This is a genomic window from Candidatus Symbiopectobacterium sp. NZEC135 (genome assembly GCF_025962695.1).
Window position 1 is genome coordinate 24248 of record NZ_JAGFPF010000020.1, and the last position, 24914, is coordinate 49161.

The 24914-nt window shown below is 52.6% G+C and carries 15 protein-coding genes and 1 tRNA gene; 11 read left to right on the top strand and 5 right to left on the bottom strand.

What is annotated here, in order from left to right; genetic code table 11:
- Positions 1-20: 20 nt before the first annotated feature.
- The 5 genes from J5224_RS12170 to J5224_RS12190 all read right to left on the bottom strand — a co-directional run bounded on the left by J5224_RS12170 (position 21) and on the right by J5224_RS12190 (position 9939).
- Positions 21-698 (bottom strand): response regulator, encoded by a 678-nt coding sequence (locus J5224_RS12170; RefSeq protein ID WP_264625626.1) that lies wholly within the window; start codon positions 696-698, stop codon positions 21-23.
- A gap of 77 nt (positions 699-775) precedes the next feature.
- Positions 776-2065, bottom strand: coding sequence for a dicarboxylate/amino acid:cation symporter (locus J5224_RS12175; protein WP_264625627.1), 1290 nt, complete (start codon positions 2063-2065; stop codon positions 776-778).
- A 561-nt stretch (positions 2066-2626) separates the two neighbouring features.
- A complete protein-coding gene (locus J5224_RS12180; protein ID WP_264625628.1) occupies positions 2627-4378 on the bottom strand; it encodes a ShlB/FhaC/HecB family hemolysin secretion/activation protein in 1752 nt (583 codons plus the stop codon).
- Positions 4379-4394: 16 nt separating this feature from the next.
- Positions 4395-6068: a beta strand repeat-containing protein gene (locus tag J5224_RS12185; RefSeq protein WP_319802438.1), complete on the bottom strand. Its 1674-nt coding sequence runs from the start codon at positions 6066-6068 to the stop codon at positions 4395-4397.
- Positions 5989-9939, bottom strand: a complete 3951-nt coding sequence (locus J5224_RS12190; protein WP_264625629.1) for a beta strand repeat-containing protein — start codon at positions 9937-9939, stop codon at positions 5989-5991. The genes J5224_RS12185 and J5224_RS12190 overlap by 80 nt, the downstream gene beginning before the upstream one ends.
- Before the next feature lie 513 nt (positions 9940-10452).
- Here J5224_RS12190 and J5224_RS12195 point away from each other — a divergent pair.
- From J5224_RS12195 to cptA, 11 genes are all read left to right on the top strand, one after another.
- Positions 10453-10529: transfer RNA gene (locus J5224_RS12195), tRNA-Met, on the top strand.
- 220 nt (positions 10530-10749) lie between these two features.
- The gene (rimP, locus tag J5224_RS12200) at positions 10750-11202 is read left to right on the top strand and encodes a ribosome maturation factor RimP (protein WP_264625630.1); all 453 of its coding nucleotides are present in this window, start codon (positions 10750-10752) and stop codon (positions 11200-11202) included.
- A 21-nt stretch (positions 11203-11223) separates the two neighbouring features.
- Entirely contained in the window at positions 11224-12735 is a 1512-nt protein-coding gene (gene nusA / locus J5224_RS12205; RefSeq protein ID WP_264625631.1) for a transcription termination factor NusA, read from the top strand.
- Between the two features lie 26 nt (positions 12736-12761).
- Positions 12762-15479 (top strand): translation initiation factor IF-2, encoded by a 2718-nt coding sequence (gene infB, locus J5224_RS12210; RefSeq protein ID WP_264625632.1) that lies wholly within the window; start codon positions 12762-12764, stop codon positions 15477-15479.
- A 93-nt stretch (positions 15480-15572) separates the two neighbouring features.
- Positions 15573-15974: a 30S ribosome-binding factor RbfA gene (gene rbfA, locus J5224_RS12215; protein WP_264625633.1), complete on the top strand. Its 402-nt coding sequence runs from the start codon at positions 15573-15575 to the stop codon at positions 15972-15974.
- Complete coding sequence (gene truB, locus J5224_RS12220) at positions 15974-16912, top strand: tRNA pseudouridine(55) synthase TruB (RefSeq protein WP_264625634.1); 939 nt, start codon at positions 15974-15976, stop codon at positions 16910-16912. The genes rbfA and truB overlap by 1 nt, the downstream gene beginning before the upstream one ends.
- Before the next feature lie 136 nt (positions 16913-17048).
- The gene (rpsO, locus tag J5224_RS12225) at positions 17049-17318 is read left to right on the top strand and encodes a 30S ribosomal protein S15 (protein ID WP_195312637.1); all 270 of its coding nucleotides are present in this window, start codon (positions 17049-17051) and stop codon (positions 17316-17318) included.
- Positions 17319-17618: 300 nt separating this feature from the next.
- Positions 17619-19745: a polyribonucleotide nucleotidyltransferase gene (gene pnp, locus J5224_RS12230; RefSeq protein ID WP_264625635.1), complete on the top strand. Its 2127-nt coding sequence runs from the start codon at positions 17619-17621 to the stop codon at positions 19743-19745.
- Positions 19746-19875: 130 nt separating this feature from the next.
- A complete protein-coding gene (gene nlpI, locus J5224_RS12235) occupies positions 19876-20760 on the top strand; it encodes a lipoprotein NlpI (RefSeq protein ID WP_264625636.1) in 885 nt (294 codons plus the stop codon).
- A gap of 176 nt (positions 20761-20936) precedes the next feature.
- Positions 20937-22847, top strand: coding sequence for a DEAD/DEAH family ATP-dependent RNA helicase (locus J5224_RS12240; protein WP_264625637.1), 1911 nt, complete (start codon positions 20937-20939; stop codon positions 22845-22847).
- Positions 22848-23166: 319 nt separating this feature from the next.
- Positions 23167-24885, top strand: coding sequence for a phosphoethanolamine transferase CptA (gene cptA / locus J5224_RS12245; RefSeq protein ID WP_264625638.1), 1719 nt, complete (start codon positions 23167-23169; stop codon positions 24883-24885).
- Positions 24886-24914 lie beyond the last annotated feature (29 nt).

Here is a 24914-nt window from a genome sequence, read left to right on the forward strand (position 1 = left end):
ACGCCCGGTATCTATGCTGATTACAGCGCGTAATTAGAGAATAAGCGGTACATATACATAGGCCTTCCTGAGGTGCCATAGTGAAACTGTGTCGTTAGCATCTGTTTTTCAGAAAGGTAGAGCAGGTATTTTCGACAAGATACGCAAGATATACCGATGGCGTTTGCCAGCATTTTCGTAGAGAATGCCTGGTCTTGGTTGCTTTTGATCCAAGCACATACGATGTTTAATGTCCCGCTCGTTAGCCCTTTGGGTAATGCACGTGATGCTGTTGGGATTAAAGCTGATTTATCTCTCGCCCATTGTCTATACACCGCTAATTTTTCCCGATAGGCACTTAAATTATGCTCAAGCCGGGTGAATTGAAAAGGCGCTAATAAGTAATCAACCATGCGGTGAGCATACGGTTCATTCTTTTTGTTGAAGGCATGATAATTTTTCCTGGAAGAGACAAGCATGATATGCACATGGTCATTCTCCTCACAGATCTCGGAAAGTAAGCTGACTTCACGGGTATGGGGGATGCTTTGATTGAGTAGCACAAGGTCGACCTTATGTTCATCCTGCGCTAAGAAACATTTTGCTTGTATGAGCGAAGAGGCTATTCCCGAGCAGTTAAATCCGCGAACATGGTTGACGTAGAGCCGGTTTAATTCTGCGGCCGGCCTATTATCATCAACAATCAGTACATTAATCACTGTATCTTGTCTCCATTTACACGATGACAGGCGTGCAAGCGGCACGCCTGTCATCGTTTCGATTTTTTATTTATAAATCAGCTGGGTTTTGTTTCTGCCATCACCAATATTGTTTCCTCTTCGGAATGGTCATAATCGTCTTCCAGTTTGGCAACGACAGCGGTAGCGATACCATTCCCAATGACGTTGGTCGCTGTACGCCCCATATCAAGGAACTGATCGATACCAATGATGAGCAAAATGCCCGCTTCCGGTAAATTGAACATCGGTAATGTCGCTGCTACGACAACAACGGCTGCACGAGCGACACCTGCCATGCCCTTACTGGTTATCATCAGCGTCAGAAGAATCATGATTTGCTGTGACAGATCCAGATGGATGTTGTACGCCTGAGCGATAAACAGGATGGCAAACGCTTGGTAGATCATCGAACCCACAAGATTAAACGAATACCCTAGTGGTAGAACGAAACTGGTGATTTTCTTCGGCACGCCAAAGGTATCGAGTGCATCCATGGTTTTAGGATAGGCCGCTTCACTGCTTGCGGTAGCAAAGGCCAGCATGCACGGTTCGCGTAACAATCGCGCCAAATTCCACGTTGCATTTTTACCCAGAAACAAGGCGCCGACGCCCAGCATCAATGCCCACAACAGCAGTAGACCGAGGTAAAACTCACCAATCAATTTACCAAAATCAAACAGCAGGCCCATTCCTTGTGTTGTGATCGACGATGCGAGTGAGGAGAAGACAGCAAGTGGAGCCAAGCGCATCACGTAGTCTGTGATACGAAACATTACTTTGGCCAATTCTTCAACCATCTTTTCCATGACTACGCCATGCTTACTTTGCCCTTTGACGTAAGCTAACGCAGAACCAAAAAACAATGAGAACACCAGAATCTGTAAGATCTCATTATTTGCCATGGCTTCGACGATGCTGCGTGGGAAGATATGGCTAATAAAGCTTTTCAGCGTAAAGCCTGTCACGTTCATCCCAGTATCGATTGTGGCCGTTGCCGCCGGGATCTCCAGGTTCATACCGACGCCTGGTTGAAATATGTTTGCGAACAGAATACCGATGAACAGTGAAACGAGAGAGGCGCTGACAAACCACATCATGGCTTTTAAACCAATGCGTCCTACCGATGAGGAATTTCCCATGCTGGCTAATCCTGAAACCAGAGTGGCAAATACCAGTGGCGCGATGATCATTTTGATCAGACGTAGGAATACATCGGTGATAAGGTTGAAATATGAAGCAATATTTTTTGCTTCATCAATACGCAGGTACGAGTGGCAAGCCCCACCGACGATAATACCTAGGATAATCGCCAGTACGATATAAAACAGCAATCTATTTTTTTTCATTCTAGGGAACCTTTTAGGGTGAAGTAATCAGGGCAATAACGTATCTCTGCAATATTTTTCAATATATTATGATGGGGCATTTTTGTTGCCCTCTATATTGCCTCACTGAGGTAAGCAGGTTGATGCTATATAATAACCATGGGTTGTACCTTGCCGTTTATGATAAGGGTAAAATGATTATGCTAAAGAATAGGAAAGTGAAAGCCGCGTGATAACGTATCTGCAATTAGATGCGGTAGTTTGTATCAACCTATTTGCTTTATGGCCTCTTGTAGGCATCTCTTCATCAGTAAATAGAAATATCGCCTATGCAGAGATTAATATGACAATCGTTGAATGCAGTCTAGTGGAACGTACAGGGGTAAAATGGGCAATTTATCACTAATTAATAGTTTCTAATGAAGAGATGTAGCGAAAATGTATCTAAGTGAAAAAGGTAATCTGATAATAAAGTGATAGGTAACCAGTAGGCATAACCATATGGTGGTATATATCTGCGGTTGCGGTGAGGGGTACGGAAAGATTCCGCATACCTATAAGGTATGCGGATTAACACAGGGATCAGAAGAAGGTTAACACACGCAGATTGACACGGTCGTCATCGGGTTCGCCGCTTTGTTTACCTCGTGCATATTCAACGGAGACCATTGCGCTGTTCGGGCTGGCTATCTGGCTGGTACTCAGGCGTAAGCCTACCCCGTAAGCGCTACCGTGCACGTCTTTTTGTTCTAACGCTGTTGGTTTTGAGAGCCCAACGGTTCCCAGTGAGCCAAAGGCGTACGGCATCAGTGCATTGCCAAAGGTCGGTGCCCAGGAAAAAGCGCCCAATGGCTGTGGCAGGCCCACCTCGGCGCGCCCGATCAACGCACTGTCACCGCTCATCGTGCCGGAATCGAAAGCAGAGATCCAACTAGAGCCACCCATAGAGACCTGTTCAGAGGAGGGCAACACGTTGTTGAATGCCGTTTGTGCCAACCCCGCCAGAGAGAGCTGCACCTTGCCATCAGCCAACCCCTGGCTGTAGTTCATGGTCAACTCCAGTTTTTGAAAATCGGGTTTGGCACCGTCTTTGCTCATGGGGAGGTCAACGTTTCCCTTTCTGGCACCAAGACCATCTATACCGAAAGAGGCGGTCAGGGAGGATGAAAAACGGGAAGCGTAATCCGTCGTGACATCGAGCGACTGCGTCACACGCAAGATACGGAGCTTATCTTGTGTGTAAGGAATATCGAGGCTGTTGAGTTGCAGATTTTGCTGCTCATTCTGGATATCAAAAGCCATCAGCGTCGAGGTGTTGATATCACGGGCGCGCAGCCAATGGTATCCCACGCGGGTTGAGAAACGGTGGTACTGATCGCGGGTGGTAACGGCCGTTTCTGATGTCGGTTTGGTGCGGCTATCAACCCCTTCAAGGTTTAGCCAGAAACCGTCGGTGCCCAAAGGAACGACAAGCCCAAGCGCGAACTGGCGGCTACGCGGTTCGCTGTCCATGATGGCATCGTCGCCGCGTGGATAACCGTTCATACGCACATAGAGCTGATCGCCCAGGCCGGTCATGTTGTTGATCTCTCCACCGACGCCGAGCGAATACTTGCCAAGCTCATCAGACTGCCCGTTATCGAGTGAGACGCTCCCGGTGATAGGGCTATAACGTCCATCGACGATTAACACGGTTGAGCCCGGTTTGCTGCCCGGTTGCAGGGTGGATTTGAGCATGACGCCCGGTGTATCGCCCGCTAGCAGTAAACGGCGTTCGAGCATGTTACGTGTAAGGTGTTTTTCTCCCACAAGTGGAGCCAGCACGCTTTCCATACGGCGGCGCGCCGTGATCGGAAAAGCGGAAGCATCGATTTTTTCAATAAAGCCATCGGTGATAATGACCCTTAGCGGTGCACCGTCATTAATTTGCTGAGGCGGCAAAGTGACGCGCGTTAGCAGATAACCAGCCTTGGCATACGCGGCTTCCAACTCGCGTGCCGCCGCAAATAGCGAAGCCGCCGAGACTCTCTTGCCTTTCAGCGTGGACTCAATGCGTGCCGTTTCTTGTGCCAGTTCAGGGTAGCCGCCTTCCACGATGATGCCTGAGGGTACAACGTACAACTGTTCTGAACCTTGCGGCGCATGCAGACCGGTGGTTGCGGGCAAAGTTACCCGCCCGCTGTCCCGTTGCTGCACTGGGGCATAACTGGGTTGCGCTAATTGGCCCGCTGAGGGCGCAGCTGATGCTGCGTTTGTGCTGAGGCCGATACCGATGCACAGGCTGAGCAGCGTCGGTGACAAAAATGCTGGTGAAAATAAAGATGATACTCGCATTAAAAATCTCTTCTTATTATTTGCCTGAGCAAGAAAGTGCGTAGTCCGCGCCTAACATACATACCGCGCCTGCAAGGCGAGGCTCGACAGTGGCCATAATGTCATTATTGGCACTGCTGCCCGCCGTTTGCCCCGGTGCCGTTTGGGCTGTTGTGGTATCGTGCGTAACAACCATGCTTGAGCCTGTGAGCTGTTGCGTCAGGGTTGGTGCCGCGAAACGGTTACCAATATTGGCTGCGAGCGGTAAATCAGTGGGGATTGGCAGATCGACGGTTAATGCGCCATCCACATAAGTAATGTTGTAGTTGGCAAGGCGATCGCCCAGCGCATTTTCAGCCACTACAGCATATTCCCCCACCGCTGCTGAACGATCGGCTCCTGAACTCGAGACGGTTACCGACTCGACGGTATCCCCGTTCAACAGACCAGTAGCCTGATAGCCGAGCGTTGCGGTTTGACCATAAAGCTTGCTGGCGTTGTCGGCGCTGATGGTGAGTGCCGCTGGGGTGACAGTCAGCGCACCGTTGTGGTAGCTGATGGTGTAATTACCCAGCGCGCTGCCGGTGGCATTACTGGCGGTGATGCCGTAGCTGCCGACGTTAGCGCTGGCGGTGTTACCCGCGCTGGTCAGGGTTACCCCATCAACCGTATCGCCGTTCACCAGACCTGCTGTGGAATAACCCAGACTTGCCGTGTTGCCGTAGATCTTGCTGGCGTTGTCGGCGCTGATGGTCAGTGCTGCCGGTGTTACAGTCAGGGTGCCATTGTTGTAGCTGATGGTGTAGTTACCCAGACCGGCCCCCGTTGCGCTGCTGGCCGTGATGCCGTAACTGCCGACATTAGCCGTTGCCGCGTTACCGGCGCTGGTCAGTGTCAGCCCGCTAACCGCATCGCCGTTCACCAGCCCCACAGTGGAATAGCCGAGGTTAGCGCTATTACCGTAGATCTTGCTGGCGTTTTCAGCGCTGATGGAGAGTGCCGCCGGAGTGACCGTCAGCGTACCGTTGTTGTAGCTGATGGTGTAGTTATCCAGGCCGGTGCCCGTTGCGTTGCTGGCCGTGATGCCGTAGCTGCCGACATTGGCCGTTGCCGCGTTACCCGCGCTGGTCAGCGTCAGCCCGTTAACCGTATCGTCGTTCACCAGACCCTCAGTGGTATAACCGAGGTTGGCGCTGTTGCCGTAGATCTTGCTGGCGTTGTCTGCGCTGATGGTCAGCGCGGCTGGCGTGACGGTCAGGGTGCCGTTATTGTAACTGATGGTGTAGTTACCAAGCGCTGTACCGGTCGCGTTGCTGGCGGTGATGCCGTAGCTGCCGACAGTGGCGCTGGTGGCGTTACCGGCGCTGGTCAGCGTCAGTCCGTCCACCGTATCGCCGTTCACCAGACCTGCTGTGGAATAACCCAGATTTGCCGTGTTGCCGTAGATTTTGCTGGCGTTGTCGGCGCTGATGGTGAGTGCGGCTGGCGTGACGGTCAGGGTGCCATTGTTGTAGCTGATGGTGTAGTTACCCAGACCGGTCCCCGTTGCGTTGCTGGCCGTGATGCCGTAACTGCCGACATTAGCCGTTGTCAGGTTACCGGCGCTGGTCAGCGTCAGTCCGTCCACCGTATCACCGTTCACCAGACCCGCTGTGGAATAACCCAGATTTGCCGTGTTGCCGTAGATTTTGCTGGCGTTGTCGGCGCTGATGGTGAGTGCGGCTGGCCGTGACGGTCAGGGTGCCATTGTTATAGCTAATGGTGTAGTTACCCAGACCAGTACCCGTTGCGTTGCTGGCGGTCCCCGTTGCGTTGCTGGCGGTGATGCCGTAGCTGCCGACAGTGGCGCTGGTGGCGTTACCCGCGCTGGTCAGGGTTACCCCATCAACCGTATCGCCGTTCACCAGACCCGCTGTTGAATAACCCAGATTTGCCGTGTTGCCGTAGATCTTGCTGACGTTGTCGGCGCTGATGGAGAGTGCCGCCGGCGTGACGGTCAGGGTGCCATTGTTATAGCTAATGGTGTAGTTACCCAGACCAGTACCCGTTGCGTTGCTGGCGGTGATGCCGTAGCTGCCGACAGTGGCGCTGGTGGCGTTACCCGCGCTGGTCAGGGTTACCCCATCAACCGTATCGCCGTTCACCAGACCCGCTGTTGAATAACCCAGATTTGCCGTGTTGCCGTAGATCTTGCTGACATTGTCGGCGCTGATGGAGAGTGCCGCCGGGGTGACGGTCAGGGTGCCATTGTTATAGCTAATGGTGTAGTTACCCAGACCGGTCCCCGTTGCGTTGCTGGCGGTGATGCCGTAGCTGCCGACAGTGGCGCTGGTGGCGTTACCCGCGCTGGTCAGGGTTACCCCATCAACCGTATCGCCGTTCACCAGACCCGCTGTTGAATAACCCAGATTTGCCGTGTTGCCGTAGATCTTGCTGACATTGTCGGCGCTGATGGAGAGTGCCGCCGGGGTGACGGTCAGGGTGCCATTGTTATAGCTAATGGTGTAGTTACCCAGACCAGTACCCGTTGCGTTGCTGGCCGTGATACCGTAGATCCCCACATTGGCTGTCGCAGTATTTCCTGGGCTGGTCAAATTCACCGACGTGATGCTATCGCCATTGATTAACCCTTGTGCGGTATAACCCAGCGAGGCGGTATCACCGTATGTTTTGTCGGCATTACTCGCTCTAATGGTCAATGCGGCGGGCGTAACGTTTGCCCCCAGACTGATGATATTGATAGCCTGCCCTGCAGCGTTGGTAGCACTCAGCCCATCAGTGCTTAATATGTAACTTCCCACGTTATCGGTAAGCTTCAAACCATTGGCAAGACTACCACTTATGGCGTTCCAAAAGCCGACGCCATAATAAGTTGTCGTCGGTGTCGCGCCGTACACAGCATTCTGTGCTACACCTACTGCGCCCGAGACACCAAATAATGTGGGAGCGGTGGACCCGGTAGCGGATCCCCAGACTTTGCTGTCCAGTGCACTAAAGTTACTGGCCACGTTCATCTGTGCGCTGGTCAACCCTGTAATCGATTGGGTGGGTGTCGTGGCTCTTCCTACGCCAGATTGGGCGGTAGTTTCCGTATTCCAATATGAATCACTTATGCTGCCGCCACTACCAGAGGCCACCAATCCGCCAACGCTGAATGTAGACGATGCTGTAATGGTGTTATTGGCATAGCTTCCTGATATCGTGCCAGACTGATTGGACCCGACCAAACCTCCCGCGTAGGCATTCAGGCTAGCATTCATCGTTCCTGTCACATAGCTGTTGAGTACCGAGCCGGAATTCGCTCCGGCCAAGCCACCTAAGTACCCCACCGCACCGCCCATCCCAGAGCCTTTTACGCTGCCGGATGAATAGCTTTGCGTAATTTTGCTGCCACTGGCGTTATTACCAACCAAACCCCCCGTATACTGCAAGCCATTGCCTGCTGTACCGGAAAGATCGAGAGCACCATCAAAGTAGCTTTGTAGAATGTCTTTGTTGTTTTGGCCAACCACCCCACCCCAATAAGACCAATTGGAACTGTATATCGCACTGATGGTAGCGCCAGAGTGGGTGTATTTTATCGTCCCGGTATTTTGTCCAACCACGCCACCCATGTAAGCGCCTGCGGTAGAGGAGCGCGTCATACTGCCATCTACCGACGCATAGGCAACCGTCCCGGTGTTAAACCCTGCCAGCAAGCCTGCATAGAATGTTGCGGAGGAAGACCCCGTTAACTGGGCAGCCGTCAGCGCGATATTTCTGATGGTCCCCATATTGTAGCCAAACAGCCCCACATAGGTGTCTGCACTGTTGATGTTCAAATTCGAGATAGTGTTGCCAAGGCCGGTGAAGATACCGCTAAACGCCGCGCCTTGTGATGTGCCGACCAGTGCATTGCTGTAAGTGGTACCGTTGGCATTCACGTTCTGCGCCAGTGCATAACGCCCCGACAACCCAGTGGTGTCGATGGCATCCAACTGTGCCATCGAGCGTATCAATGTGTAATTCTGACCACCGATAGAGAGTGAGGAATTGGCACCAGAGAGGGTGATGGACTTGCCCGATAGCAACGTATAGTCTTTCCCACTACCGTAATTCAGTGCCAAACCTGCATTGGTACCGGTGGCAACAATATTGCCGTTAAGGGCAATGTTTCCTGCTGCTGCCAGCGTTAAGGTGGTATCGGCGGACCAGCCAATATTGCTGGCAACGGTAATATCGCCGTTTTGAGTTCCTGTTGTACCGGTAGAAACGGTCACATTGGCTGACGCCAGGGCATTTTGCAGCGTATTGACATTGATGACGCTATCATCAGTGCTGGCGTTGAATCCCGTGCCGTTGTCGGCAGTTGAGGAGATAACCACATTGTGGGGATCGAGCAACAGGTTACCGTATTTACCACTGTCGGCGGAAAGATCGGTTTTTCCCGTGTACGCCAGTTTCGCTTTGCCTGAGACTTCGACTTCGCCGCCAGTCCCCGTACCCGCGCCACGCGCACTGATTTTGCCGTTAAAGGTTGTGTGATTATCTGACCACACCACGACGTTACCGCCGTTACCCTGTGCTGTTGCATCGGCTTTTACCGTGGTCGCGGCATTAAGCGTTGTGGTCGTGGCGCGCTGCGTGCTGCCTTTTCCTTGACGTTCACCGCCAATATTGACCGTGCCACCGCCCGTTTTACCGGAGACATCTACCTTGGCCCCCGCCAGGACAATCGAATCGCCGGTAATGTTCACCTTACCGCCATTGCCTTGCGACGAAGTGGCGGTCACGGTGCCCGATACGGTAACGTTGCCCCCTTCGCCGCCGCCAATGGTGATCGCGCCATTTTGGCCGCCCACGCTGTTGGCTTCGACCACGCCAGAGAGATTGATGGCATTGCGGACTGCATTACGCGCGGTGGCAGCCGTCATGATAACGGCTCCGCCGTTGGCCGATACCGTCCCGTTATTCTGAATTAATGCCTCTTTCACACCGGAAGTGCTTGGTACGGCAACCTGGAGGAAACCATCACCAGAGAGATCGAGCGTCGCTTTCTCGGCGGCACCCAAACCCACTTTGCCTACCGGTACATTGATAAGCCCGTCATTTTTTACGCTCCCCCCCATCAAGGCCGCATACCCACCGCGCCCTACACTGACGACTCCGGCATTACTTACCTCTGCCGCGTTTCCGTTTCCGGTAAACTGCCGTTTCCCTTTAAGGAAATCCTCATCGTTGATGTCCAGCGTTGAGGCGACAAACCCGCCGCCCACTTTTACCGTACCGGTGGAGGTAATCGCGATACCATTAGGGTTAATCAGGTAAACCTGCCCGTTCCCGGTGACCGCGCCAGCGATCGACGAGCGCGTGGAGCCAGTTACCCTATTGAGGATCGCAGAGGAACTGCTTGGTTGGATAAAGTTAACAGATTGGCCTTGACCGACAGAGAAACTATTCCAGTTAACAATGGCCGTATTGGATTGTTGAGTGACCGTCATCGCATTGCCGTTTCCGCCAATCGACACGTTACCCGCTGCGACCGTGGCACCGCCAGGCAATTCCCCGCCCAGTGTAGGGGCAGCGATTGCGGTGCTTACCAAAAGTGCGATGATACGTTTATTAAACCTGGCGTTAATTTTGCTGTGCTGCGCATAACAAGATGTTACTGAAAAAGGTGATGTCATCGGCATCATTCCTAAAAATAGTGATAGTTGTAAATTCCGTTTCCTTATTAGCACACTCTAAATTTACGGTAAATTTACATTTTTATTCATTGGGGTGCAAAGTGAGCTAGTGAACGGAGCATAAGGATTAAATGCTGTATTTTCTGGTTTAAATGGTGTGTATCACTAGGAAATGGAGCGTTTTTTTCTATTTAAGATTCTTAAAAAAAGAGATATGACTTAGGTGCTGTTTTTTCAGCGTTTTTGCGCTGTATTAAGACGTTTTTCTCTGTTTTTTAGCAGTGCGCGGCGGGCTGTTTTTCAAGGGTTGACAACTGTCTTTTCTTTTCAATAGAATAGACAAAGATTTCAGATCTTGTCCTCGCATCATCTCTGATTGATAGCTTGCTTTTTCACGGTTGGCGGCGTACTATTTGCCACGTTTTCGGACGCGGGGTGGAGCAGCCTGGTAGCTCGTCGGGCTCATAACCCGAAGGTCGTCGGTTCAAATCCGGCCCCCGCAACCAAATCACTTCTTTCGCTTAAGTTTTTTTTCAAATGAACTGTGAGTGGCGGTTATGACACCCACAGCGGATTTTTTGAAAAAATCCTTGCGAGAAGTAATACCGCAGCCTGTTGCGGTATATAGGGTCCAGTTGCATAAAGCCCCGATATTTCGGGGTTTTTTGTTATTTGGCAACAACATGACTGGGCTTTTAGCCCTTTTTTTATGTCTTGGGGGTGGGCTTGTCCACATTAGAACAGAAATTGACAGCGATGATCTCGGCACCCGTTGAAGCATTAGGCTACGAATTGGTGGGCGTTGAGTTTGTCCGTGGTCGCCAATCGACGCTGCGTATCTATATTGATAGTGAAGACGGCATCACAGTTGATGATTGTGCTGATGTCAGCCACCAGGTGAGTGCGGTGCTGGATGTTGAAGATCCCATTACGGTTGCCTATAACCTGGAAGTGTCATCACCTGGCTTGGATCGTCCTTTATTCATCGCAGAACATTACGTGCGTTTCCTCGGCGAAGAAGTGACCCTGGTGCTGCGCATGGCGGTACAAAACCGTCGTAAATGGGCGGGAGTTATCAAATCCGTTGAAGGTGAGATGATTACCGTAACAGTGGAAGGCAAAGATGAAGTGTTCGCACTGAGCAACATCCAGAAGGCGAACCTGGTACCCCACTTTTAAAGTTTGGATGAGGCAACTAGGATGAACAAAGAGATTCTGGCTGTTGTTGAAGCAGTTTCCAACGAAAAAGCCGTTCCGCGCGAAAAAATTTTTGAAGCACTGGAAACTGCGCTAGCGACAGCGACAAAGAAAAAATACGAACAGGAAATTGACGTTCGGGTTTGCATCGATCGCAAAACCGGTGATTTCGATACGTTTCGCCGCTGGGTTGCTGTCAACGAAGTGACGCAACCAACGCGTGAAATCACGTTGGAAGCGGCTCAGTTTGAAGATCCGTCTCTCGGTCTTGGCGACTATGTTGAAGATCAGATCGAATCCGTGACGTTTGACCGTATCACCACACAAACGGCCAAACAGGTTATCGTACAGAAAGTACGTGAAGCTGAACGTGCCATGGTGGTCGATCAGTTCCGTGAGCAGGAAGGCGATATTGTCACTGGCGTGGTTAAAAAAGTGAACCGCGACAACATTTCGTTGGATCTGGGCAACAACGCAGAAGCGGTGATTGGCCGTGAAGATATGCTGCCGCGTGAAAATTTCCGTCCGGGCGACCGTATTCGCGGCGTGCTGTACTCAGTAAGACCGGAAGCGCGTGGCGCACAGCTGTTTGTCAGCCGCTCGCGCCCTGAGATGCTGGTGGAACTGTTCCGCATCGAAGTGCCGGAAATTGGCGAAGAAGTTATCGAGATCAAAGCGGCTGCCCGCGATCCAGGTTCTCGCGCTAAGATCGCGGTGAAAACTAATGACAAGCGTATTGACCCGGTCGGTGCGTGCGTCGGTATGCGCGGTGCGCGCGTACAAGCGGTTTCCAGCGAACTGGGTGGCGAGCGCATTGATATCATTCTGTGGGATGATAACCCGGCGCAGTTCGTTATCAATGCCATGGCACCGGCTGACGTGGTCTCCATCGTTGTCGATGAAGACAACTGCACCATGGATATCGCCGTGGAGTCCGGCAACCTGGCACAGGCGATTGGCCGTAACGGGCAGAATGTGCGCCTGGCATCTCAACTGCTGAAACAGCACCGTTCGGATGACCGCTGGGAACTGAACGTGATGACCGTGGAAGACTTGCAAGGCAAGCACCAAGCTGAAGCACACGCCGCGATCGACGTATTTACCAAGCACCTGGGTATCGACGAAGAGTTTGCCACCGTGCTGGTTGAAGAAGGGTTCTCCTCACTGGAAGAACTGGCCTATGTGCCTATCAAGGAACTCCAGGAGATCGATGGTCTGGATGAGGAAACCATCGAAGCACTGCGTGAACGCGCCAAAGCGGCATTGACCACATTGGCGTTGGCGCAGGAAGAGAGCCGTGGCGGTGGCCAACCGGCGGAAGATTTGCTCAGTTTACCGGGTTTACCGCGCGAGTTGGCGTTCACTCTCGCCGCGCGTGGAGTATGTACGCTGGAAGATCTTGCTGAGCAGGGCGTTGACGACCTGACAGATATTGAAGGGCTGAACGATGAGAAGGCCGGTGAGTTGATCATGGCCGCCCGTAATATCTGCTGGTTCGGCGACGAAAACGAATAACGACACTGTAGCAGGAAAGGAACAGCATGACAGAAGTGACCATACAATCGCTGGCCGTAGAGATTCAGACTCCGGTAGACCGCCTGATACAGCAGTTTGCTGATGCGGGAATTACCAAGTCTGCATCGGATAACGTGTCCCAGCAGGAAAAAGAGACGCTGCTGGCGCATTTGAACCGCGAACGCGGTTCTGCGGCCGGTAAGTTGACTCTGCAACGTAAAACGCGTAGCACCTTGAATATTCCGAGCACTGGCGGAAAAAGTAAATCAGTGCAGATTGAAGTCCGCAAAAAACGCACGTATGTTCAGCGCGATCCGCTGAGCAGTCAGCAGGCTGAAGAAGAAGAGCGTGCACGGCAGGAAGCGGAAGAACTGGCTCAACGTGAAGCTGAAGAGCAGGCCCAACGCGAAGCTGAAGCAAAAGCTCAGCGTGAGGCGGCTGAAAAAGCGAAACGTGAAGCTGAAGAGCAAGCCAAGCGAGAGGCCGCTGAAAAAGCCAAGCGTGACGCAGCGGAAAAAGACAAATTGAGCAATCATCAAAATACCAGTATGACGAAATCTGTTCCGGCCACAGAGAAAGCCCGCCGTGAGGCCGAGGCTGCTGAGCTGAAGCGCAAGACTGAAGAAACGGCCCGCCTGAAGGTTGAGGAAGATGCACGCCGCGTTGCTGAAGAAGCACGCCGTATGGCGGAAGAGAATGCCGCCAAATGGGCCAGCGAGACGCCGAGCAGTGAAGAAGAGGATAGCACTGACTATCACGTAACCACTTCTCACCATGCCCGCGTTGCAGAAGACGAAAACGATCGCGAAGTCGAGAGTAATCCTCGTGGCCGCACCCGTAGCGCCAAAGTCACCAAGCAGAAGAAAGGCAACCGCCTGTCTGAAAGCAAGGCTGACCGTGAAGAAGCGCGTGCTGCTACTCGCGGTGGCAAAGGCAAACGTAAACCTAGCTCGTTGCAGCAGGGCTTTAACAAGCCGGTGCAAGCGGTTAACCGTGACGTGATGATCGGTGAAACCATTACCGTTGCCGAGTTGGCGAACAAGATGGCGGTGAAAGGCTCTCAGGTCATCAAGGCGATGATGAAGCTGGGTGCCATGGCAACCATCAACCAGGTTATCGATCAGGAAACGGCACAATTAGTGGCCGAAGAGATGGGTCACAAGGTTATCCTGCGTCGTGAAAATGAGCTGGAAGAAGCAGTAATGAGCGACCGTGATATGGGCGTTGCGGCAGAATCGCGCGCACCGGTCGTGACCATCATGGGGCACGTTGACCACGGTAAAACCTCGCTGCTGGATTACATTCGCTCCACCAAAGTGGCAGCGGGCGAAGCGGGTGGGATCACCCAGCATATCGGTGCCTACCACGTTGAAACTGAAAATGGCATGATCACCTTCCTGGATACCCCGGGCCACGCCGCGTTTACCGCGATGCGTGCACGTGGTGCGCAGGCAACGGATATCGTGGTGCTGGTTGTTGCTGCCGATGACGGTGTGATGCCGCAGACCATCGAAGCCGTTCAACACGCCAAAGCGGCCAAGGTGCCGGTGGTGGTTGCGGTCAACAAGATTGACAAGCCAGAAGCCGATCCGGATCGCGTCAAAAATGAACTGACGCAATACGGCATCATCCCGGAAGAATGGGGTGGCGATTGCCAGTTTGTTCCTGTGTCAGCCAAAGCCGGTACCGGCATTGACGATCTGCTTAACGCCATTCTGCTGCAAGCAGAAGTGTTGGAACTGACGGCTGTCCGTAAAGGTATGGCAAGCGGCGTGGTGATTGAATCCTTCTTGGATAAAGGCCGTGGCCCGGTAGCAACGGTACTGGTGCGTGAAGGTACACTCAACAAGGGCGATATCGTGCTGTGCGGTTTTGAGTATGGCCGTGTGCGCGCCATGCGTGATGAACTGGGTCGTGAAATCACCGAAGCGGGTCCGTCCATTCCGGTGGAAATCCTCGGTATGTCCGGTGTTCCGGCTGCGGGTGATGAAGCTACCGTGGTACGTGACGAGAAGAAAGCCCGTGAAGTGGCGCTCTATCGTCAAGGCAAGTTCCGCGAAGTGAAACTGGCACGTCAGCAGAAATCCAAGCTGGAAAACATGTTTGCCAACATGACCGAAGGCGAAGTGTCCGAACTGAACATCGTGATGAAAGCCGACGTTCAGGGCTCCGTAGAAGCGATTGCCGATTCGTTGCAGAAACTCTCCACCGACGAAGTGAAAGTGAAGATTGTCGGTTCCGGCGTAGGTGGGATCACCGAAACCGACGCGACGCTGGCCGCCGCGTCCAACGCGATCATCCTGGGCTTCAACGTTCGTGCCGATGCCTCTGCGCGTCGCGTTGTCGAGGCGGAAAGTCTGGATCTGCGTTACTACTCCGTCATCTATGATCTGATCGACGAAGTGAAGCAGGCGATGAGCGGTATGCTGGCGCCGGAATACAAACAAGAGATCATCGGCCTGGCCGAAGTTCGCGATGTGTTCAAATCACCGAAGTTTGGCGCGATTGCAGGCTGTATGGTGACGGAAGGTATTGTGAAACGTCACAACCCAATCCGCGTGCTGCGTGACAACGTGGTTATCTATGAAGGCGAGCTGGAGTCTCTGCGCCGCTTCAAAGATGACGTTAACGAAGTCCGTAACGGCATGGAATGTGGTATCGGCGTGAAGAACTACAACGACGTGCGCGTTGGCGATAACATCGAAGTGTTCGAAATTATCGAGATCAAACGTACTATCGCCTAACCGATCGGGGCATAGTGAGACGCGCAGCGTCTGCACGTTATATTGACGTATAGGGGGCCTAGTGCCCCCTGATTTTTCCTTGAGGATTCGATTATGGCTAGAGAATTCAGCCGCACTCAGCGCGTGTCGCAAGAGATGCAGAAAGAGATCGCCATTATTCTTCAGCGTGAAGTGAAAGATCCACGCGTTGGCATGGCGACGGTTTCTGGTGTCGACCTGTCTCGCGATTTGGCGTACGCCAAGGTATTTGTGACATTTCTGAACGATAACAAACCCGAGCAAGTGAAAGCGGGTATCAAAGCCTTGCAGGATGCTTCCGGGTTTATTCGTGTACTGCTCGGTAAGGCAATGCGCTTGCGCGTGGTACCGGAATTGACGTTCGCCTACGATAATTCGTTGGTGGAAGGGATGCGGATGTCCAACCTGGTGACCAACGTCTTGCGCAATGATGCCGAGAAGCGTTCTGCCAACGGTGACGACGATCGGGAGGATTGATGAGTCGTCCTCGTCGTCGCGGCCGTGATATCCACGGCGTGTTATTGCTGGATAAACCGCAAGGCGCGTCATCCAACGACGTGCTGCAAAAGGTAAAACGCATTTTTAATGCTAACCGGGCTGGACACACCGGTGCGTTGGATCCGCTGGCTACCGGAATGCTGCCCATTTGCTTGGGCGAGGCCACCAAGTTCTCGCAGTATTTGCTGGATTCAGATAAGCGTTACCGAGTGATTGCTCGTCTTGGGCAGCGTACCGACACCTCTGATGCTGATGGCAATGTGGTGGAAACGCGCGCGGTGGCGTTTACCGAGCAGGCGTTGGCGGATGCGCTGGAAAGTTTTCGTGGCACCACGCAGCAGGTGCCATCGATGTATTCTGCGCTGAAGCATCAGGGTCGCCCGCTGTATGAGTATGCACGTCAGGGTATCACCGTCCCGCGTGAAGCACGTGATATCACCGTGTATGAACTGCTGTTTATTCGCCACGATGCGGATGAGTTGGAGTTGGAAATTCACTGTTCCAAAGGCACCTACATTCGCACCATCATTGACGATCTCGGTGAGAAGCTCGGCTGTGGTGCCCATGTGATTTATCTGCACCGCGTGCAGGTTGCTACTTATCCGGCTGAGCGCATGGTGACATTGGAACAGTTGCAAGCCCTGTCGGCGCAAGCGGAAGGGCAATCCCTTGAAGCGGTTTTGGATCCGCTGCTGATGCCGATGGACAGCCCGGTCAGCAACTATCCTGAAGTGAATTTACCGCTCGCCGTGGCGGGTTATCTCAAGCTCGGGCAGGCCGTTGCGGCGGCGAATGCACCCGCGCAAGGGATGGTACGCATCACTGAAGGTGATGCCCATGCGTTTATTGGTATGGGGATTATCGATGATGCCGGGCGCGTGGCACCCAAGCGTTTGGTGGTCGAATTCTCGGAATAAGGCTTACCGCGTCTGCCTTGCGATCGGCCATGGCTGAGAGTAGAATAGCGCGGCCTATTTTTAATAGGTTACATAGGTCGCTGAATTAGAGATCGGCACCTGTTTTTTTTTATCTATACTGTTTTGGAGTATTACAATGTCTCTAAGCGTTGAAGCTAAAGCAAAAATCGTCGCAGAATTCGGTCGTGGCACTAACGACAGTGGTTCTACCGAAGTGCAGGTTGCCCTGTTGACCGCGCAGATTAACCATCTGCAAGGCCACTTTTCCGAGCACAAAAAGGATCACCACAGCCGTCGTGGTCTGCTGCGTATGGTTTCTCAGCGCCGTAAGCTGCTGGACTACCTGAAGCGTAAAGATGTAGCGCGTTATGCTACCCTGATCGAGCGTCTGGGTCTGCGTCGCTAATCTGGCGAGTTTCAGTGGAAAGGGGCCTTATTGGGCCCCTTTCTTCTAGGAAGTGCTTGCAAAACAGAGTAATGTATTACCGACTTTGTCGTCGCCGTTCGCTACAGAGGTTCGCGCGGCTAATGAGAAACTTTATGTCCCTTTCTGGACCCGCTCCAGCAGGACGTGAGGGTTGTCATTAGTCGCGAGGATGTAGTGAGATGGTTTGTAATCAACGGGAAGACGCCATGCCGAACACAATGACATCGGCTGGCATCTGGTAAACCCGAGAATGATAAACCCTGAGTAAAGGATATTATTTTGCTAAATCCTATCGTACGTAAGTTTCAATACGGTCAGAACACCGTCACGCTCGAAACGGGCATGATGGCACGTCAGGCCACTGCTGCCGTTATGGTGAGCATGGATGACACCGCCGTTTTCGTTACCGTTGTCGGTGCGAAAAAAGCGAAGTCAGGTCAGGATTTCTTTCCGCTGACGGTTAACTATCAAGAGCGTACATACGCTGCGGGCCGCTTCCCTGGTGGGTTCTTCCGTCGTGAAGGCCGTCCGAGCGAAGGCGAAACTCTGATTTCTCGTCTGATCGACCGCCCAATCCGTCCGCTGTTCGCTGATGGCTTTGTTAACGAAGTGCAGGTTATCGCAACGGTGGTTTCTGTAAACCCGCAGATCAACCCGGATATCGTGGCGATGATCGGTGCGTCTGCTGCGCTGAGCCTGTCCGGTCTGCCGTTTAATGGACCGATTGGTGCTGCTCGCGTTGGCTACATCAACGACCAGTTTGTGCTGAACCCGACCATTGACGAACTGAAACAGAGCCGTCTGGATCTGGTGGTTGCCGGTACGCAGGGCGCGGTGTTGATGGTGGAATCCGAAGCGGATCTGCTGAGCGAAGACCAAATGTTGGGTGCTGTGGTGTTTGGCCATGAGCAGCAACAAGTCGTTATCGACAATATCAATGAATTGGTAAAAGAAGCGGGTAAACCGCGCTGGGATTGGCAGGCACCTGCCGTAAACGTTGCGCTGTTGGAACAAGTAAAAGCCTTGTCTGAAGCGCGTCTGGGCGATGCTTACCGCATTACCGAGAAGCAAGAGCGTTACACCCAGATCGATGCCATCAAAGCCGACGTTGAAGCGCAACTGCTGGCTGCTGATGAAACGCTGGATGCCGGTGAAATTCAGGACATCCTGGGTAGCATCGAGAAAAACGTAGTGCGCAGCCGCGTATTGCGTGGTGAACCGCGTATCGATGGCCGTGAAAAAGACATGATCCGTGCGCTGGATGTGCGTACTGGCGTGCTGCCGAGAACCCACGGTTCTGCATTATTCACTCGTGGTGAAACACAGGCGCTGGTAACGGCGACGCTGGGCACCGAACGTGATGCACAGAATATCGATGGATTGACCGGTGAAACCACCGATCGTTTCCTGCTGCACTACAACTTCCCTCCGTACTCTGTGGGTGAAACCGGTATGGTTGGCTCGCCGAAGCGTCGTGAAATTGGTCACGGTCGTTTGGCGAAACGTGGTGTGCTGGCCGTGATGCCTACCGCTGCTCAGTTCCCGTACACGGTGCGTGTGGTTTCTGAAATCACAGAATCCAACGGCTCTTCTTCCATGGCTTCTGTCTGTGGTGCCTCTCTGGCGCTGATGGACGCTGGCGTGCCGATCAAAGCCGCCGTTGCGGGTATCGCAATGGGTCTGGTGAAAGAAGGCGATAACTTTGTGGTGCTGTCCGATATTCTGGGTGACGAAGATCACCTGGGCGACATGGACTTCAAAGTAGCGGGTAGTCGTGAAGGCGTTACCGCACTGCAAATGGACATCAAGATCGAAGGCATCACCCGTGAAATCATGCAGGTTGCACTGAATCAGGCTAAGGGTGCGCGTCTGCACATTCTGGGCGTGATGGAACAGGCTATCGGCGCGCCGCGTGGCGATATTTCTCAGTTTGCTCCGCGTATTCACACCATCAAGATCAGCGTCGACAAGATCAAAGACGTGATCGGTAAAGGTGGTTCTGTGATCCGTGCGCTGACCGAAGAAACGGGCACCACCATTGAGATCGAAGATGACGGTACGGTGAAAATCGCCGCCACCGACGGCGAGAAGGCACGTCATGCCATTCGTCGTATCGAAGAGATCACCGCAGAGATCGAAGTCGGTCGTGTTTACCAGGGTAAGGTAACGCGTATCGTTGATTTCGGCGCGTTCGTTGCCATTGGCGGCGGCAAAGAAGGTCTGGTACACATCTCTCAAATCGCTGACAAGCGCGTTGAGAAAGTCACTGACTACCTGCAAATGGGTCAGGAAGTTCCGGTTAAAGTACTGGAAGTTGACCGTCAGGGCCGTGTGCGTTTGAGTATCAAGGAAGCAACTGCTCAGCCTCAGGATGCCGCTGCTACAGCGCCTTCTGAGGAAGAATAACAGCCGGTTTGCTGTTGTTTTGCCACTCCCCGCTTTGCGGGGAGTTGGGCATTTTGTGCGGCGCGGATAGCCTCACATTGAGCGTGCGGGGACAGGATGTTCATCCAATGTTTGTCTTCGGGAGTGGGAAATGAAGCCTTTCTTACGCTGGTGTTATGTTGCGACAGCACTTATGCTGGCAGGATGCAGCAACACGGATTGGCGTAAAAACGCAGTATTGGCAATTCCAGTGCAGCCTGCTTTACAGCAGGAAGTCATTTTGGCGCGCATGGAACAAATTCTTGCCAGTCGGGCGTTAACCGATGATGAACGCGCACAGCTATTATATGAGCGCGGAGTGCTGTATGATAGTCTCGGACTGAGAGCGTTAGCGCGTAATGATTTTTCACAGGCGCTATCAATCCGTCCGGATATGCCGGAAGTGTTTAACTATCTCGGCATTTATTTAACGCAGGCAGGCAATTTTGATGCTGCCTATGAAGCGTTTGATTCTGTACTAGAGCTTGATCCAACTTACAATTATGCGCGTTTGAACCGGGGCATCGCCTTGTATTATGGCGGTCGTTACCTGTTAGCGCAGGATGATCTGCTGGCGTTTTATCGAGACGATCCGAACGATCCTTTCCGTACGTTATGGCTGTACTTGGCTGAACGGGAGATAGATCCCAATGCTGCCAAAGCCGCGCTGAAGAAGCGTTATGACAGTGCAGAAAGAGGTCCTTGGGGATGGAATATTGTCGAATTCTACCTGGGTAACATCAGTGAAGCTGTGCTGATGGAGCGCCTGAAGGCAGAAGCAACGGATAACACTTCGCTCGCTGAGCATCTCAGTGAAACTGACTTCTATTTAGGTAAGCACTACCTAAGTCTGGGGGACAAGAACAACGCCATGGCGCTGTTCAAGCTGACGGTTGCCAACAACGTACATAACTTTGTTGAGCACCGCTATGCATTGTTGGAATTGGCATTGTTAGGCCAAGAGCAAGACGACCTATCAGGATCGGACCAGCAATAGCTGACGAACGTAATCAGCCGGGAACCATTGTTTCCATCGTCTTAACGGGCGAGGGCTTTTTTGTTCGTTTTTTAATCTAATTTGAGCCGGTTCACACTTTTCAATGAAAATGACTGAGTATTTTCTCGACAAGTTACGTGTAGACTGGCCGCCATTTCACTATGAGGCACGTTTACATGGCAGAGTTTGAAACCTCTTTTGCTGACCTGGGGCTGTCCGCTCCTATTTTGAATGCACTGTCGGATCTGGGATATGAGAAGCCCTCTCCCATCCAGGCAGAATGTATTCCCCATTTGCTTAATGGTCGCGACGTTCTGGGTATGGCCCAGACCGGTAGCGGCAAGACGGCAGCGTTTTCATTACCGCTGCTGCACAATCTCAAGCCTGAACTTAAAGCGCCGCAAATGCTGGTGCTGGCACCGACCCGTGAGTTGGCGGTGCAGGTGGCTGAAGCCTGTAATGATTTCTCTAAACACATGCACGGTGTGAGCGTGGTAGCGCTCTATGGCGGCCAGCGCTACGACGTTCAATTGCGCGCGCTGCGCCAGGGTGCACAAATTGTAGTGGGTACTCCGGGACGTCTGCTGGATCACCTGAAGCGCGGTACGTTGGATCTCTCCAACCTGAGCGGTCTGGTACTGGATGAAGCGGACGAAATGTTGCGTATGGGCTTCATTGACGATGTTGAAAACATCATGGCCCAGATCCCGGCTCAGCACCAAACGGCGCTGTTCTCGGCAACCATGCCAGAGGCGATTCGCCGTATTACGCGCCGCTTTATGAAAGATCCGCAGGAAGTGCGCATCCAATCAAGCGTGACGACGCGCCCGGATATCAGCCAGAGCTACTGGACGGTGCACGGCATGCGTAAGAACGAAGCGCTGGTGCGTTTCCTGGAAGCGGAAGATTTTGACGCCGCCATTATTTTCGTGCGTACCAAGAACGCCACGCTGGAAGTGGCTGAAGCCCTGGAGCGTAGCGGGTATAACAGCGCGGCGCTGAACGGCGACATGAACCAGGCTCTGCGTGAGCAGACGCTGGAGCGCCTGAAAGATGGTCGTCTGGATATTCTGATCGCCACTGACGTTGCAGCACGTGGTCTGGATGTGGAACGTATCAGTCTGGTGGTGAACTACGATATTCCGATGGATGCCGAATCCTATGTGCACCGTATTGGCCGTACTGGCCGCGCTGGTCGTGCAGGTCGTGCATTACTGTTCGTGGAAAACCGTGAACGTCGCCTGCTGCGCAACGTTGAACGCACCATGAAGCTGACGATCCCTGAAGTCGATTTGCCGAACGTTGAACTGTTAGGCGAGCGCCGCCTGGCGAAGTTTGCGGCCAAAGTGCAGTCACAACTGGAAAGCAGCGATCTGGATATGTACCGTGCGTTGCTGGCTAAGCTGCAACCGGCAGAAGAGCTGGATATTGAAACGCTGGCAGCGGCATTGCTGAAAATGGCACAAGGTGAGCGTCCGCTGATCCTGCCGCCGGAACCGGTGATTGAACGTCGTCCGCGCCGTGAATTCCGCGATCGTGATGATCGTAATGACCGTGGCGATCGTGGTGATCGTCGCCCGGCTCAAGGTAATGATGGCGATCGTCCGCAGCGCCGTGAGCGTCGTGATGTGGGCGAAATGCAGATGTACCGCATTGAAGTGGGCCGTGATGACGGTGTTGAAGTTCGCCATATCGTGGGCGCTATTGCCAACGAAGGGGATATCAGCAGCCGCTATATCGGCAACATCAAGCTGTATGCATCACACTCCACCATCGAATTGCCGAAGGGAATGCCGGGCGACCTGCTGACGCACTTTACTCGCACACGCATCCTGAACAAGCCGATGAACATGCAACTGATCGGTGATGCACAGCCGTTCGAACGCCGTGAGCGTAGCGACAGCCGTGGCGCACCGCGTTCTGGTGCTGGCGATCGTCGTGACGGTGCCCGTCGTTCATTCGGTGGGCAGGGTGATGCTCGCCGTGAAGGTCAGGGCGAACGTCGTGAACGCAATTTCAACCGTGACGGTCAACGCAGTGAAGGTCAACGTGCTCCGCGCCGCCGTCCTGCGGACGTTGGTCAATAAAAACAACAATGGGTAGCTGACGTATTGGCTTATCTTTGGGGCGAAGTTCAACACTTCGCTTCTAAGACTAAAATAGTCTCTTACACAACTTTTACCCTTGTTTCTTTTTTGGTATAAAAAGCGGCCCGCCGATCATGGTGGGCCGCTTTTTTTTGACTTACCGGCTGAACTTAATTTTGTTTTAAGGTTTTAAAGAGATAGTCCAGCTCTTCGGCGTTGGTTATTGCGGTGCCGGAAGAGAGGTACTAAAAAATAGGCCTCATTAAAGTAGTGCTATTTGGCGCTGCATAAAAAATAACAACGTTGTGTGGAATTAAATATGTCTGAACTCTTTGTTAAAGAACGCTTTAGTTGGCGTTCGCTCGGATGGCTTTTGCTCTATTTTTGGTTTTTCTCCTGCGCCCTCCAGCTTGTCATTGTTCTGACTGGTCATAGCGGTACCACAGGATTACGCGATTCGTTACTCTACAGCTTGCTATGGCTGATCCCGGTTTTTGTTTTCCCTGCCAGAACTAAAATCATTAGCAGCGTATTGGGTATCCTGTTATGGGCTACCTCTTTGATCGCCCTGGGCTATTACTCGATCTATAAACAAGAGTTTTCACAAAGCGTTATGTTTGTGATGTTTGAGTCTAATAGCAAGGAGGCTGGTGAATATGTAAGTCAATATTTCAGTCTGAAAGTTTTGGCTATATTGCTTTTTTATACGGTGATCGTTGGGTTCCTGTGGCGTAAAGTGCGACCAGTTTACTTGCCGTTTAAATATAAAGTGACGGTATGCACCTTAATTGCCGTGGTGCTGTTTGGTGTTCCCCTTTATAAAAAAATGCATAACGAGGGTGAGACACTGGAAGAGGCCAGCGGTTATCTGGCAAGCCGTATGTCCACTACTGCACCGTGGCAGTATATTGCAGGTTATGTTGAGTACCGCCAGCAGCTGGCAAGCATGACAGAAATGCTCGAGCAGAATGCGGCATTGCCCCCGCTGGCAAACCTGAAAGACGCGAATGGTGATACGCCACGCACACTGGTATTGGTGATCGGTGAGTCAACCACCAGTAGCCGCATGAGCCTGTATGGCTACGGTCGTGAGACCACGCCGCGGCTAGACGCGCTGCGCAAAAGCGATCCCAATCTGGTGGTGTTCAACGATGTCGTGACCTCACGTCCGTACACCATTGAAATCTTGCAGCAGGCGCTGACGTTTGCCGATGAGTTGCAGCCGGATCTCTATCTGACTAAACCTTCGCTGATGAACATGATGAAACAGGCCGGATACAAAACGTTCTGGATCACCAATCAGCAGACCATGACCAAACGGAATACCTTGCTGACCGTGTTCTCTCAGCAGACAGACGAACAGTTCTATATGAACAATCAGCGCACCCAAAGTGCGCGTCAGTACGATGACGTGGTGTTCGCACCGTTTGAAAAGGTACTGGCCGATCCTGCTGAGAAGAAATTCATTGTGGTGCACCTGTTAGGAACGCACATGAAATATAAATTTCGTTATCCTGAAGAGACAACGAAATTTGTTGGACGAGAAGGAATTCCTGACGGCGTGAACGACAGCGATGTCGAAGTCTACAACGATTACGACAATGCCGAGCTGTACAACGATTATGTGGTCGAAACGCTGATCCGCACCTTTGAAAAAACGCAGCCGAATGGTTTCCTGCTTTACTTCTCGGATCATGGTGAAGACGTGTACGAGACGCCGCCGCACAACGTGCTCGGACGCGATGAATCTGCGCCGACGCGCACCATGTACACGGTGCCATTCATTCTCTGGAATTCGCCACAGTGGCAGAAAGATCACCCGATCGACTATGCCCCTTACGTAAACCGGAAATACAGCAATGCGCATCTGCTGCATACCTGGTCAACATTGGCAGGACTCAGCTACGATCTTCAGGAACCGGAAAAGAGCTTGGTCAGCCCAGCGTTCCGTGAATCAGAGCGCTGGATAGGCAACCCTGACAATAAGAAAGGGCTGCGCACTTTTGACAGCTTGCCTTATACCGCAGGCGGAAAATAACCTTTAGGCCATCGCTGTGATAGAGAGGG